The organism is Portibacter lacus, assembly GCF_021533215.1.
In the GTDB taxonomy this organism is placed as follows: domain Bacteria; phylum Bacteroidota; class Bacteroidia; order Chitinophagales; family Saprospiraceae; genus Portibacter; species Portibacter lacus.
The window spans coordinates 1-13,786 of sequence record NZ_JAJNKA010000011.1 but is presented as its reverse complement, the minus strand read 5'-3'; the positions used below and the strand labels follow the sequence as shown (position 1 = coordinate 13,786).

Sequence of the window (13,786 nt, the reverse complement as noted above, 5' to 3'; positions counted from 1 at the left end):
ATTCCATTTATAAAATTCAAAGTGTGAAATTTAATTTAAAGAACAAGGTTGCAATTATTACAGGTGGCGGAAGTGGTATAGGAAAAGCCATCTCAGAATCATTTTCTGAAATGGGTGCTATCGTAAATATTCTAGATCTTAATGAAGAGGCTGGAAAACAAGTTGCCGCAGAACTAAGTGCAAAACATAACCCAGCATACTTCTACAGATGTGATGTTTCAAGTAAAATCAATGTGGACGAAGTTTTCGAAAAGATTAACAAAGCCAACAACGGAATAGATATTCTAGTTAATAACGCTGGAATCGGATTCGTGGGAAACGTCGAAAATACGACGGAAGAAGATATGGACAGAATGTACAATGTCAATATCAAAGGTGTTTTCAATTGTCTAAAAGCTGTAATCCCTTATTTCAAGGAAAAGAAGAAAGGAGTTATTGTCAATATGGCATCCATCGCTTCCACTGTGGGTATCACTGATCGATTCGCGTATAGCATGACAAAAGGAGCGGTACTAACCATGACATATTCTATCGCAAAGGACTATCTTGGTGATAATATTAGATGTAATAGTATTTCTCCAGCAAGAGTGCATACACCGTTTGTGGATGCTTTCATCGCAAAGAATTATCCTGGAAAGGAAGAAGAAATGTTTGAAAATTTATCAAAGACTCAACCCATCGGAAGAATGGGAAAACCACAAGAAATTGCTGACTTAGCAGTTTACTTGTGTTCTGATGAAGCCTCTTTTGTTACAGGAACTGACTTCCCTATCGATGGTGGATTTATCAAATTAAACAATTAAAATATAACGTTAGTGCTTGATCTAGCAATAAACGTGAGTACTTAAAATAATCAATATGAAATTAATAAGATTCGGAGAAACAGGACAAGAAAAACCAGGTGTAGAATTACCTGATGGCAAACGAATAGACACTTCCAATTTCGGTGAAGATTACAATGAAAAGTTCTTCGAAACGAATGGAATAGAACGTCTAGAGAAATGGTTAGGAAGCAATGCTGACGCTTGCGCTGTAGTTTCTGGCGATGTTAGACTAGGACCTCCTGTGGCTAGACCTTCTAAGATTGTTTGTATCGGGTTAAACTATGCGAAACATGCTGCGGAAAGTGGTATGGACGTGCCTACAGAACCAGTTATCTTTTTCAAAGCAACGTCTTCCATTATCGGACCGAATGATGCTGTTATGCTACCTAAGGACAGTTTGAAATCTGACTGGGAGGTGGAATTAGCGGTAGTGATCAGTAAAAAAACATCTTATGTTTCAGAGGAAGAAGCGATGGATTATGTTGCTGGATATATGTTGCACAATGATGTGAGCGAACGTGCTTTTCAGTTAGAACGTTTAGGTCAATGGGTAAAAGGAAAAAGTTGTGATACCTTTGCACCACTAGGACCATATATGGTGACGAAATCAGAGATTAATGATCCGCACAATTTAAATTTATGGTTAAAATTGAACGGAGAAAAAATACAGGATAGTAATACTTCAGATTTTATTTTCAATATTCCCCAAGTTATCAGTTATCTAAGTCAATTTATGACTTTACTACCTGGAGATGTCATTTCTACAGGAACACCATCTGGTGTAGGACTTGGTTTCAATCCACCTAAATATCTAAAAGCTGGAGATGTAATGGAGTTAGGTATAGAAGGTCTAGGTGTTTCAAGACAAGAGGTTGTACCATTTAAGAAAAGCTAATACAAAGTGAAAATAGACGCTCATCAACATTTTTGGAAATTCGATCCAGTGCGAGATGCTTGGATTGATGACTCGATGAAGGTTATCCAAAGAGATTTTCTACCTAGTGACTTGAAACCCATCCTGGCAGAAAATAAGATTGATGGATGTGTTGCTGTTCAAGCAGATCAGTCCGAAACCGAGACTGCCTTTTTGCTTAAATTAGCTAAGGAAAACAACTTCATTAAAGGTGTTGTTGGTTGGATAGACTTATGTGCCGATAATACCAGAGACCGGCTTGCTCATTTTTCAGAAAATCCATTGTTGAAAGGAATTCGTCACATTGCTCAAGGCGAAGCAGACGACTTTCTTATTCGACCAGACGTATTAAGAGGCATCGGCTTATTGGCTGAGTTTAGTTTGACTTATGATATCTTAGTTTTTGCGCACCAACTTCCTGCGGCCATCGAAATGGCTATGCAATTTCCTAATCAGTCATTTGTACTTGATCATATTGCTAAGCCGAAGATTTCGGAAGGTATAGACGAAGAGTGGAAAAACAACATCCGAAAACTAGCTGAACTTCAGAATGTGTCCTGTAAGATATCAGGAATGGTGACAGAAACCTCTGGTTTCATATGGTCGAAACAAGATTTTGAACCGTTTCTGGATCACATCATGACAGAATTTGGCGTCGAGAGAGTGATGTATGGCTCGGACTGGCCAGTATGTTTACTAGCTGCGAATTATGGAGAGCAACTGAATATTGTAGCAGATTATATTTCTAAGTTTTCAGAGACCGAACAGCGGAAAATTATGGGAGATAATGCTAGCGCGTTCTACCGTTTATAGAAATTTGAATTTCTCAAAAATTAAAAACATTGCATTATGGATTTAGATCTTAAAGATAAAGTCATTGTTGTCACAGGAGGTTCAAAAGGTATAGGCTGGGGAATTACACAATCCCTGGCAGCGGAAGGCGCAATTCCATTTATTGTAGGAAGGAAAGAAGTCGATGTCCTCAAAGCGGTGAATACCATTAAAGATCAAGGAGGAAAAGCTTCCTTCGCTTTGGCTGAATTAACAGATCCAGAACAGTGCAAGTCGGCAATCGAAAGCGTGGTGAAAGCATTCGGTAGAATAGATGGCTTGGTCAATAATGCAGGAGTTAACGATGGTGTAGGTCTAGAACATGGAAATTATGACGACTTCATGCGCTCTATTCAGCGGAATGTTGCCCACTATTATTTAATGGCTCAACTTTCACTTCCTTACTTGAAGAAAAACAAAGGTTCGATTGTAAATATTGGATCTAAGACTTCTTTTACGGGTCAAGGTGGCACATCTGGCTACGCAGCATCTAATGGTGGAAGAAATGCCTTAACAAGAGAATGGGCTGTGGAATTGCTACCTTATAGTATTAGAGTTAATGCAGTTATTGTGGCAGAGTGCTTTACACCGTTGTATTCTAGGTGGATTAAAACATTTGACAATCCTGTAGAAAAACTTGCAGATATTACTCGAAACATTCCACTTGAAAACAGAATGACTACTGCAGCAGAAATTGCAGATACGGTTGCATTCTTGCTGTCTAGCAAATCTAGTCATACAACCGGCCAATTAATCTTTGTAGATGGTGGTTACACTCATTTAGATAGATCTATCACCTAAATCAACCAATAAAACATAGCAAATGAGCTTAAAGAAATACTACTACGCACTGGACTTAAAGGATGATGAAAAACTTATTCAAGAGTACAAAAAGTATCACGAAAAAGTATGGCCTGAGATTACAGGAAGTTTTGCGGAAGCAGGAGTAGAAGACTTAGAAATTTACTGCGTAGGCAATCGCTTATTCATGATTATGACGGTCAATGAAACATTTACATTTGAAAAGAAAGCAGCGATGGATGCAGAGAACCCTAAAGTTGCTGAATGGGAAGAGCTCATGTGGAAGTATCAGCAAGCACTACCATTTGCCAAGCCAGGAGAAAAATGGTTGCTCATGGATAAAATATTCCAATTATAAACTCCATTCCACTCGAAGGATAAATCAACCGCTCTATATTAATTATGCTTACTCTATCCCGTCACTAAAGGTGAGAAGTATACATATATAAACACTACAATAATACAGATTGCAATCCCAAATTGCTTCACATATTTCCAAGGCGTAATATCTACTTGCTCTGTATATTCTAATTTGAACTCTTCAGTTCTAGGTTTGATTTTCCCAATAATCAACATAATGATCACATTCAATACAAATAAAATAGCCATTACATGTAAGAAATGAGGGTAAGCATCTGCTTTAATAATGTCCAGATCACTTCCAGTAATTCCAGCGGCTTCAGCTGTAGCCACTGCTTTTCCTACAAAGTAAGGATTCAAAATAAATTGACTAATAGAATATAAAATCACACCTAACAAAAGTCCGATCTTAGCTGCAATTGCTGGAACCCTTTTCGTTAAGTAACCCACCACAATAATGGTTAAGATCGGAATACTATAACACCCATTAACCTCTTGGAGATACCCAAAAAGTCCATCAGGTGCTTTATCAATTAGAGGTGCAATAAACATGGCTAGAATAGCCAAGAAAACACCGAATAATTTCCCTGCTCTAACAACGGTTTTCTCTGTCGCTTCTTTATTAAAGTACTCCTTGTAAATATCCACACCGAATAACGTTACCGAACTATTCAATGCACTATTAAACGAACTCAATATCGCTCCAAATAAAACTGCAGCAAAAAATCCAACCAACGATGCTGGTAATACTTGACTTACCAATCTCGGATACGCTTCATCTGGTTTTGCTAGAGAATCACCAAAAATATGGAAAGCTATAATTCCTGGAATCACCAATATTAACGGACCTAGAATCTTTACAAAACTAGCTAGAATCAATCCTTTCTGACCTTCTTTTAAATTCTTCGCAGCTAATGCTCGTTGTATAATTGCTTGGTTAGTACCCCAATAAAAAACTTGAACCAACATCATTCCTGTGAATATTGTTGCGAACGGAACCGAAGCCGTTGCTTCACCTATGGAATTAAATTTACCTGGATTTCCCGCCATTAACTCTGTAAAACCAGCACTTACACTCCCATCTCCTATATATGCTAGTCCAAAAAATGGTATCATTATTCCTCCGATCAATAGACCTACCGCATTAACGGTATCCGAAACGGCTACTGCTTTTAACCCACCAAATACCGCATAGATAGACCCTACTATTCCTATTCCCCATACGGACATCCAGATAGACTGCATTCTTGTAATTCCTAATACCGCTGGTAGATCGAACATCGAGCTAAAAGCAACTGCACCTGAAAACAAAACAATAGGCAATAAAACCACTACATAACCAGAAAGAAACAAAGCTGAGGTGATCGTCTTCGTTGTTTTATCATACCGATTTCCTAGAAATTGTGGAACCGTCGTCAGTCCACCTTTAAGATATCTCGGCAGTAAAAATATGGCGGTAACGACTATTGCAATAGCTGCTAAAGTCTCCCACGCCATTACTAAAATACCTTCAGTATAAGCTTGACCATTCAAGCCGATAAGCTGTTCCGTAGAAAGATTAGTTAATAATAAAGATCCTGCAATTACGCCTGCTGTCAAACTTCTTCCACCTAAAAAGTAACCGTCCGAAGAATTTTCGTTCGTGTTCCGTGTAGACCAATATGCTATTACAGCTACTAAAATCGTAAATCCTAAAAAAGCAATTAATTGCATCTGTTCTTGTTTATTGTTCTTGTTAAAGAATGCTTTAAAACAAAATATATGAATAATATACTTTCTATTATTTTATAACCATCTAATCTTTCGCATTCAATTAAACAACCAAAATATTAAAATATAATTCAAGAAGAAGTAAAATTCTCACATATCTTTTCCCATCATCCTGAATACTCCCTCATAAAATTAAAAAAGCCCGCACACTATTAAAAGCGTACGAGCATGACAAAACAACTTATTCCTTATAATTCTTTCAGTATCTTTTAATTTCATCCTCTACCACCTGGCCTTCTCGGAGGTCCACCTTGCCCACCTGGTCTTTGTCCGCCAGGACCGGGTCCTCTTTTTACTTCTTCAAACTCCCCCATTAAGCATCTGCTGACAAACGGATAGGACTCAGTAATCAGGTAGACATATTCTCCATCCACTTCGATTCCATTACATTCATCCAAGTTTCCGATCGAACTATCATACACCCAATCCGATGTAAACGTACCATCCGGCTTCGTCCCAGTTAGATCCATATCCATACTATTTTGAGGATTTTTATAGGTGCAATTACTTCCTTGTCTTAACTCAGTACTCAGCTTATATCCAGGTGTATAGGCACCACTCTTAGAATACATGATTCGAAATCCATCTAACGCATATCCTACATGAATTAAGTCACCACCTTGGTCAAACTTGTCAACCAGATTCGTAGAAACACCATGATAATGATAGGCTCCCGTCGGCTGAACATGAGCGTTATTAAAATCTAGTCCCAAATCAGCAAAATCTTGGATCGCTTCTATCCGATATACTTCTCCACTTTCACACTCAGCGCGTTCAGCTGTGCCTGGATCAAATTTCACTCCATTCAATGCTACGCCTGGCTCCTTAGCCATTTTGGGTGTACCTGTATATACTGGCTTGGTCGGGAAAGTGTACCGCTGCTTTTGTGCCGAAATTGTATTTGGATTGTGTGAATTTGGGAAACTACCCGTTTCGTGATTCGGGAGTGCATTCGTTTCCATGATTCTACTTTCTCCCTTGATACTTACTTTCGTTTTTGTTCCATACTGCTCGTCCACAAGCGTATAGGACTTAGTGAAATCAGTATCCTTATCTATTTCTGAATGATGAACATGTCCTTTAGTTTTGCAAGATGCGAATACAATAACTACAAATGCTAAGAGAATAATTATGCTATTTTTCATTTCCTATGTTTAATTTTCTATTAGACATTGGTAAAATGAAAATCCTTCGCTTCGATAAATATTTTTTTATATTCTTCTCCGATTAATAGCTTTCTTAATCTCGGACTTAAGCCCACGTTTCTTTATTCGAAATATCGAACTACTCCTCTTGAAAACTAATGAGCTGAGGGACCATATCTGGCTTGTCAAAACAATAGGCCATCACTACCATGCCTTGTCCTTCCCGATAAAAACCTATGAGTTTCAGATACGGAAAATTGGAGATGTCTTTTCTTGGCTTAAAGTATGCTTCTGCGCCCCAATCTGCATTCCGTTCTTTCAATTTTTGTGCTCTCCATCCTACAACCATAATATTCTGCTCGTCATCATTAGGACTAAGATTGGCCAATAATCGTTGAAATTCGAGGTGAGGAAAAAGCGTAGTTAAAGAATCCTTGCCATCTGGATGAAGGGCAATCAGAACTTCCATTTCGTTAGATCTTGCTCTTATTCTGGTATCGTACTCGAAAAATTCAGACTTCCTAAGTTTTGAAAATTTGAAAGCATTTTCGGTTGGCATGTCAAATGCTAAGTTCATCTCATCAAGTTGACTTTCGATAGATTCGATCCCTAAGTCTCTCTGCCCATTGACATAAAAAACAAATAGGAAACTGGTCAGTATAAGCATCCATTTTCGATCATTCTTATGTATCCGATAGGTGGTCATTTTTATTGTCAATTTTATTTCATAAGATACAAAAGGAAATGATTATGGTTTCGAAAAAACTTACCTCTCTGTTTGTATGGAAGGCAAAAGTCTGGAATCAGATAAAGCTGCCGTTCGATGGCCAGCAATTTTTAGATAGGCCTTATTATTTGCAAATTCCATAAACTTAGCAACAGATTCGTGCTCTACGAGCAAGACCCTATCCCATTTTTCATCTTCTGGCCCAATAATAAAATCACGGCTTTCACCGTAATAGATCACCTTACTTCCTGCAGCATTCAGAAAAGGCATTGTTTTTTCCATGTATATATCATAGGCTTCTTTACCCGAAATATTTTGCGCTGGTGAAATCTCATCTAGCCCATCATAGTCTGCTACTTCCTTAAATCTTAATAAATTCAACATGGTCACCTTTCCTTTATCATTGTATTTCATGTAGAAAGCCTTTCCCATTTCTGGAGTCACATCGATGTAATTCTTCATTTATGCTAATTTCCCTCAAGATAAATATTTCCCTTAAAACTTTAATTCGACGACCTGCAAAGACATTCCTTTACATTTGGTATAGATAAGATGAGCACCAGAATTGAATTTTCGTTATTTTAAACCATTACAAAAGAGAAAAATGCGACTAAGAATTTGCTTCCTATTTCTAATTTTCATCGGTCTTAACCACATCAGCGGCCAGGAGACGATTCATACATCAGATGATGCCGTCATCGGACCGTGTGGAGACACTTTGATTTTAAGAGGTGTGAATTACGCACCATTTAACTGGGGTTATAGTGCGGCTGAATTGCACATCGATGAGATTGCAAAGTCTGGCGCTAATTGTGTTCGAATCGTCTGGTTCGAAGATGCCCAAGCGGAAGCGCCGAACACGGTTTATCAGGATCCTTTGAAATTGCGAGAAGTACTGGAAGCATGTATTAGTAATGGTATGATTCCGATTATTGAATTACATGACCAGACTTGCCAGAATGATGGTGATGCTTTACTTGCATTAGCGGATTGGTATTTACAAGATTGGGTGGTCGAATTGATTGAGGAATATAAGCATTCTATCATTTTGAATTTGTTCAATGAAGCCTTGCACATCAATTGGACGGGTGATGTAGCAAGTGGCGAAACTGCATTTGTAGCGACTTACACTTCGGTTATCCAAAAAATCAGGGATGGAGGAATCACCGTGCCTTTAATGATCGATGGATCTGAGTGTGGAACCAATCTTAAGTCCCTGGCGAATATGGCTCCTGACTTGGCAATGGCAGATCCATTAAAAAACCTCATTTTTTCTACACATAGCTACTGGCAAGATTATGCGGATTCTCCCGAGGAAATGAGTGCATTAATAGAACAAGCTGCTGCTACGAAACTGCCTTTCGTCATCGGAGAATTAGCCAATTTTCAAGATGACCAGTTCGAATGTCAATACACGCTAGACTATGAGTATCTACTAGAACTTTGTGCGGAGTACAACATGGGGTGGATGGCTTGGAGTTGGGATCGGGACAATTGCGGATTAAGACAAGTTACTGAAGATGGAATCTTTGAGAACCTGACTGTCTTTGGCGAAAGTATCGTCAATCATCCGCTGTATGGGCTGGGTACTAATCCACCTTCTAAAAGTGCATATCTGAATACAGATAGTGGTTGCTCGACTATTGTTTCTGAGCAATATTTAAAAAGTGAGATCACCATTTATCCGAATCCAGTTAGAGATGTATTAGAGATTAAAGCTGAAGTTCGGAAATTACTCAACGCTGATATTCAGATTTACAATCCTGAAGGGACACTACTCTTGAGTTTGGGAAATAACTTTGAGAAGGAAAAAAGTATCAATCTTAGCGGATTTCCAAGTGGGATTTATTTTCTAAAAGTTGGTTCAGAAGTAAAGCGTTTTGTAAAATTTTAATTGCCAATCATTAGCGCTTCTATCGCTGCTCTCTATGTCATCAGAAATTAGACAACATAGTAAAATCTTATTCAATATAGTTCTTCTCTTTCTCATAGGTCTTATGACTAAAATATGAATCATTGGTTTTATGAATGACGCATTTTCTTTGTAGTCGACATCAGGAAAGGAATATTGTTCAATGTGAAATTATTAGAATTCTTAAAAAGCCTGCGCCAATTTTACTGCAAACATTAAGTAAAGTCTTTTAACTTTAAGCTTGCTTTCATTACTACATCTTAAAACTTCGAAATGAAATTACAATTTACTTTATTGGCCATCTTATTAACGCTTTCGATTTCTGCTCAGAATCTTTCCACTCTGAACCTTCAAGAGATAATGAAAGGGAACGAATTTATCGGAGAACAACCTAGTAATCCTTACTGGGACATTAATAGCCAAGACATTTACTTTTATTGGAATCCTAACAATGAATTGATGAGCTCCTTGTATAAAACCGATATTAATGGCAGGGATACCGTCAAGGTTTCTGAAGAAGAGCAAATGGATTTAATTTCTCCATATTACTCATACAACAAGGATAGAACAGCCATTTTATATAGTAAAGATGGTGATTTGTTCACTTATGATCTGGCAACTAAGATAAAAACTCAAATAACCAATACGCTTGATTCTGAAAGTAGTCCACAGTTTTCGGCGGATGGAAGCAAAATCTATTATAATTTCCAGAACAATGCATATGCTTGGGATAGTAAAAATGGAAGTATCACTCAGTTAACCGATTTCAAAACGGGAAGCGAAAGAAAGGACAAAAAGCTAAACGATCAAGAGCAGTGGTTAGAGGATGACCAATTAGAGCACTTTGAGATATTAAAATATGAGGAAAAAGTTTCTGATGCAAGGAAAGCAAGTAGAGAATTACAATCTCCGAATAGACCTAAAACGATCTATCTAGAAGGAAAGAATGTAAGCCAAATCACAGTCAATCCAAATGGAAAATACGTCACTTATAGACTTACTAAAAATGCAAATCCGACTGGCACAAAGGTTCCTGACTTCGTGACAACCTCTGGGTATGTTGAAGATTTACGATCCCGAGTTAAAGTTGGGAGTCCTGAGAATTCTTATGATTTTGGAATTTACAATATTGAAAAAGATACCTTCCACATCATAGATACAAAAGATTTCCCTGGCATTTATGATAAGCCTGAATATCTCAAGAATTATGTTGAAAAAGATAGTGCTTTTAATGATCAATTTAAAAAGCCAAGAGCAGTCATTATCAATGGGCCAGTGTACAATAGCGATGGAAGTAAAGCGGTAGTTGTAGCGAGATCTATGGACAATAAAGACAGATGGATTATGTCACTTGATCTGGAATCTGCAGCATTATCTCTTATAGATCACCAGAGAGATCAAGCGTGGATCGGTGGGCCTGGGATCGAAAGTTGGAATTTCACAACAGGGAATATGGGCTGGTTAGCGGATGGTGTCACTTTGTGGTTTCAATCTGAAGAGACTGGATATTCCCACTTATATTCTTACAATACAGCGACTAAAAAGAAAAAGCAATTAACGAAAGGTAAGTTTGAAATTTTAGATGCTTCACTTTCGAATGACAAGCGTCATTTCTACTTTACGTCAAATGAGGTAGGTCCAGCTGAGCAGCATTTCTATAAAATGAAAGTTGAAGGAGGAAAAAGGACGAAGATTACTTCTATGCCTGGCAACAATGACGTTTCCCTTTCTCCAGATGAGAAAAACATCGTTTTGAGGTATTCTTATTCAAATAAACCATGGGAATTGTACACCATGCCCAATCAAGCAGGTGCGGAAGCCAAGAGAATTACTAAATCTACCTCTGAGGCATTTGATAATTACCAATGGAGGGATCCTGAGTTGGTAACTTTTAAAGCGGCAGATGGCACTTCAGTTCCTGCTAGACTATATAAACCTAAAGGTGTAAGCAATGGAAAGCCGGCAGTAATTTTCGTTCACGGAGCGGGTTACTTGCAAAATGTGCATTCTTGGTGGTCAAGTTATTATCGAGAATACATGTTCCATAATCTGTTAGCTGACAATGGATATACGGTCTTAGACATCGATTACCGGGGAAGTGCTGGATATGGGCGAGATTGGAGAACAGCGATCTATAGACATATGGGAGGAAAAGATCTTTCCGATCAAGTGGATGGCGCGAAATATTTAGTGGAGAAACTAGGAGTGGACAAAGATAAGATAGGAATCTATGGAGGTTCTTATGGAGGATTTATAAGCATCTTTGCGATGTTTAACCACAACGATGTTTTCAATAGTGGAGCGGCATTACGATCTGTAACGGACTGGGCGCACTATAATCATGGCTATACCTCTAATATTCTGAATACACCAGTCATGGATCCTGAGGCTTACAAAAAAAGTAGTCCTATTTATTTTGCAGATAATTTTAATGCGGGGAATTTGGTCATGTTGCATGGTATGGTCGATCGAAACGTACAATTTCAAGATGTGGTTCGGTTATCACAACGGTTAATAGAATTGGGTAAGAAAAATTGGGATGTCGCGATCTTCCCAATGGAAGGGCATGGGTTTCAACATGCTAGCAGTTGGGCAGATGAATATCGGAGAATATTTGAGTTGTTCGAGGAGAATTTGAAAAATTAAGAAAATTAATTCCCTTCCACCATATAATTAATTTATAAAACTGAAAAACATGTTAATGGCATAAACAACAAGAAATTAAATGATTATAAATCAGTTTTTTTCATATTTTAAATAAATAATCGAGCGAAGTAGAATAAAATAAATTTTATTTAAAAAAAATGAAGAAAAATATGTGAAATATCGTTTGGTTTTATACTTTTGCAGTCGCTGTTAATGAATGGCATGTTTGTCCCAAAAACAAAACAAAGAAAAATAACCAAGGTCTGGTAGTTCAGCTGGTTAGATGAGCAATCGTTCCGAAGGAAAAAAATGAAAGATTTCACTTTTTAGATTGTAAACCACAAACAATGGCTTGTGGAGGCGCGAAAGCCAGGTATTCGATAAAAGAATCAAGTACTATAAAAAGAAATAATTTAAAGAAAAATAACCAAGGTCTGGTAGTTCAGCTGGTTAGAATACCTGCCTGTCACGCAGGGGGTCGCGGGTTCGAGTCCCGTCCAGACCGCAACTAAGCTTCAATCATTAATTTGATTGGAGCTTTTTGTGTTTAATGAAATCATTTGTTCATAAGCAAAACTAATATTGAAAAAGACTTATCATTCACGATATCCGTCCCCTAATTTACACCACTTTTCTGATACTTTGAAAACCTTATTCGTTAAATTGTTATTAATTGTTAAATTTACGCCGCAATTATCATCCATTGTTACTGAATGATTTAATTCTTAATATGGTATTTTTAGAATTTGAAAAGCCGCTCGAAAGCCTGTATGAACAGCTAAACAAGATTATAGCTGTTGGTGAAGAAGGAGATATTGATGTATCTGACAAGGTAAAAGAGCTAGAACATAAAATAAAAGCCAAAACCAAAGAAATCTACGGAAATCTTACGGGTTGGCAAAAGGTGCAGTTGTCTCGACATCCTGAACGCCCCTACACACTACATTACATAGAACATATGTGTAGTAAGTTTGTAGAGCTACACGGTGACAGAAACTATGCTGACGATAAAGCTATCGTAGGCGGAATCGGTCGATTAGACGGAACCAGTGTCATGATTATCGGTCATCAGAAAGGTGTGAACACCAAGATGAGACAGTACCGTAATTTTGGAATGGCGAATCCTGAAGGCTATCGAAAAGCACTCCGTTTGATGAAAATGGCTGAAAGGTTTAATCTTCCTATCGTTTGTCTGATTGATACTCCTGGTGCATATCCTGGTTTAGAAGCCGAAGAAAGAGGTCAAGCGGAAGCTATTGCCAAGAATTTAATGGAAATGGCCCAACTTAAAGTTCCTGTTCTTTGCTATGTTATCGGTGAAGGAGCAAGTGGTGGAGCATTAGGAATTGGTCTCGGAGATAAGACTTTCATGCTTGAGAATACTTGGTTTTCAGTAATTTCTCCTGAAAATTGTTCAACGATTCTTTGGAGAAGTTGGGATTATAAAGAACAAGCTGCTGAAGCACTTAAACTTACAGCTGATCATATGTTGAACTTTGGTTTAATTGATGAAATCGTCAAAGAACCAGCAGGTGGTGCTCATACTGATCATGAGAAAATGGCCAAAATGCTTAAAGCTCATATCAAGAAGGAAGTAGCATCATTATCTGAGTTAGATCCTGAAACACGAATTGACATTAGAATCGATAAGTATTCGAAAATGGGTCAATATGATGTGATGGGGGAGGATTAGTGGATAGTGGATAGTGGATAGTGGATAGTGGATAGTGTGTATATGCCTGAATAACGTTGACCGGGTTTAAATAAAATCTTTAAAGTATAGTTACTTTTAAACTACTTTATATTACCTGTGTTTTAGGTTGTTTTTTCTTAAAGTTACATAATTTATTTTCAAAT

The 13,786-nt window shown here is 37.7% G+C and carries 12 protein-coding genes and 1 tRNA gene; 9 read left to right on the top strand and 4 right to left on the bottom strand.

What is annotated here, in order from left to right; all coding sequences use genetic code 11:
- Positions 1-23 precede the first annotated feature (23 nt).
- Genes L2586_RS17260 through L2586_RS17240 form a run of 5 tightly spaced genes read left to right on the top strand, consistent with a single transcriptional unit; the run spans position 24 to position 3,727 of the window.
- Positions 24-803, top strand: coding sequence for an SDR family NAD(P)-dependent oxidoreductase (locus tag L2586_RS17260; protein ID WP_235294184.1), 780 nt, complete (start codon positions 24-26; stop codon positions 801-803).
- A 55-nt stretch (positions 804-858) separates the two neighbouring features.
- Positions 859-1,719, top strand: a complete 861-nt coding sequence (locus L2586_RS17255; protein ID WP_235294183.1) for a fumarylacetoacetate hydrolase family protein — start codon at positions 859-861, stop codon at positions 1,717-1,719.
- Positions 1,720-1,725: 6 nt separating this feature from the next.
- On the top strand, positions 1,726-2,550 hold the full coding sequence (locus tag L2586_RS17250) for an amidohydrolase family protein (protein ID WP_235294182.1): 825 nt from the start codon (positions 1,726-1,728) through the stop codon (positions 2,548-2,550).
- A gap of 36 nt (positions 2,551-2,586) precedes the next feature.
- Positions 2,587-3,369 (top strand): L-fucose dehydrogenase, encoded by a 783-nt coding sequence (locus tag L2586_RS17245; RefSeq protein WP_235294181.1) that lies wholly within the window; start codon positions 2,587-2,589, stop codon positions 3,367-3,369.
- Positions 3,370-3,391: 22 nt separating this feature from the next.
- Positions 3,392-3,727 (top strand): L-rhamnose mutarotase, encoded by a 336-nt coding sequence (locus L2586_RS17240; protein WP_235294180.1) that lies wholly within the window; start codon positions 3,392-3,394, stop codon positions 3,725-3,727.
- A 53-nt stretch (positions 3,728-3,780) separates the two neighbouring features.
- Here the strand turns inward: L2586_RS17240 and L2586_RS17235 are convergent, their stop codons facing one another.
- The 4 genes from L2586_RS17235 to L2586_RS17220 form a co-directional block, all read right to left on the bottom strand.
- Positions 3,781-5,442, bottom strand: coding sequence for a solute:sodium symporter family transporter (locus tag L2586_RS17235; RefSeq protein ID WP_235294179.1), 1,662 nt, complete (start codon positions 5,440-5,442; stop codon positions 3,781-3,783).
- A 272-nt stretch (positions 5,443-5,714) separates the two neighbouring features.
- Positions 5,715-6,644, bottom strand: coding sequence for a YHYH protein (locus L2586_RS17230; RefSeq protein ID WP_235294178.1), 930 nt, complete (start codon positions 6,642-6,644; stop codon positions 5,715-5,717).
- A gap of 139 nt (positions 6,645-6,783) precedes the next feature.
- Positions 6,784-7,350, bottom strand: coding sequence for a hypothetical protein (locus tag L2586_RS17225; protein ID WP_235294177.1), 567 nt, complete (start codon positions 7,348-7,350; stop codon positions 6,784-6,786).
- 60 nt (positions 7,351-7,410) lie between these two features.
- Positions 7,411-7,833 (bottom strand): DUF1330 domain-containing protein, encoded by a 423-nt coding sequence (locus tag L2586_RS17220; RefSeq protein WP_235294176.1) that lies wholly within the window; start codon positions 7,831-7,833, stop codon positions 7,411-7,413.
- A 142-nt stretch (positions 7,834-7,975) separates the two neighbouring features.
- On the opposite strand from L2586_RS17220, the gene L2586_RS17215 reads away from it, so the two are divergent.
- From L2586_RS17215 to L2586_RS17200, 4 genes are all read left to right on the top strand, one after another.
- Positions 7,976-9,265: a cellulase family glycosylhydrolase gene (locus L2586_RS17215; RefSeq protein ID WP_235294175.1), complete on the top strand. Its 1,290-nt coding sequence runs from the start codon at positions 7,976-7,978 to the stop codon at positions 9,263-9,265.
- Between the two features lie 291 nt (positions 9,266-9,556).
- Complete coding sequence (locus tag L2586_RS17210; RefSeq protein ID WP_235294174.1) at positions 9,557-11,929, top strand: S9 family peptidase; 2,373 nt, start codon at positions 9,557-9,559, stop codon at positions 11,927-11,929.
- Between the two features lie 431 nt (positions 11,930-12,360).
- A tRNA-Asp gene (locus tag L2586_RS17205) sits at positions 12,361-12,434 on the top strand.
- A 225-nt stretch (positions 12,435-12,659) separates the two neighbouring features.
- Positions 12,660-13,622, top strand: a complete 963-nt coding sequence (locus L2586_RS17200; protein ID WP_235294173.1) for an acetyl-CoA carboxylase carboxyltransferase subunit alpha — start codon at positions 12,660-12,662, stop codon at positions 13,620-13,622.
- The last annotated feature ends 164 nt before the right edge of the window (positions 13,623-13,786 follow it).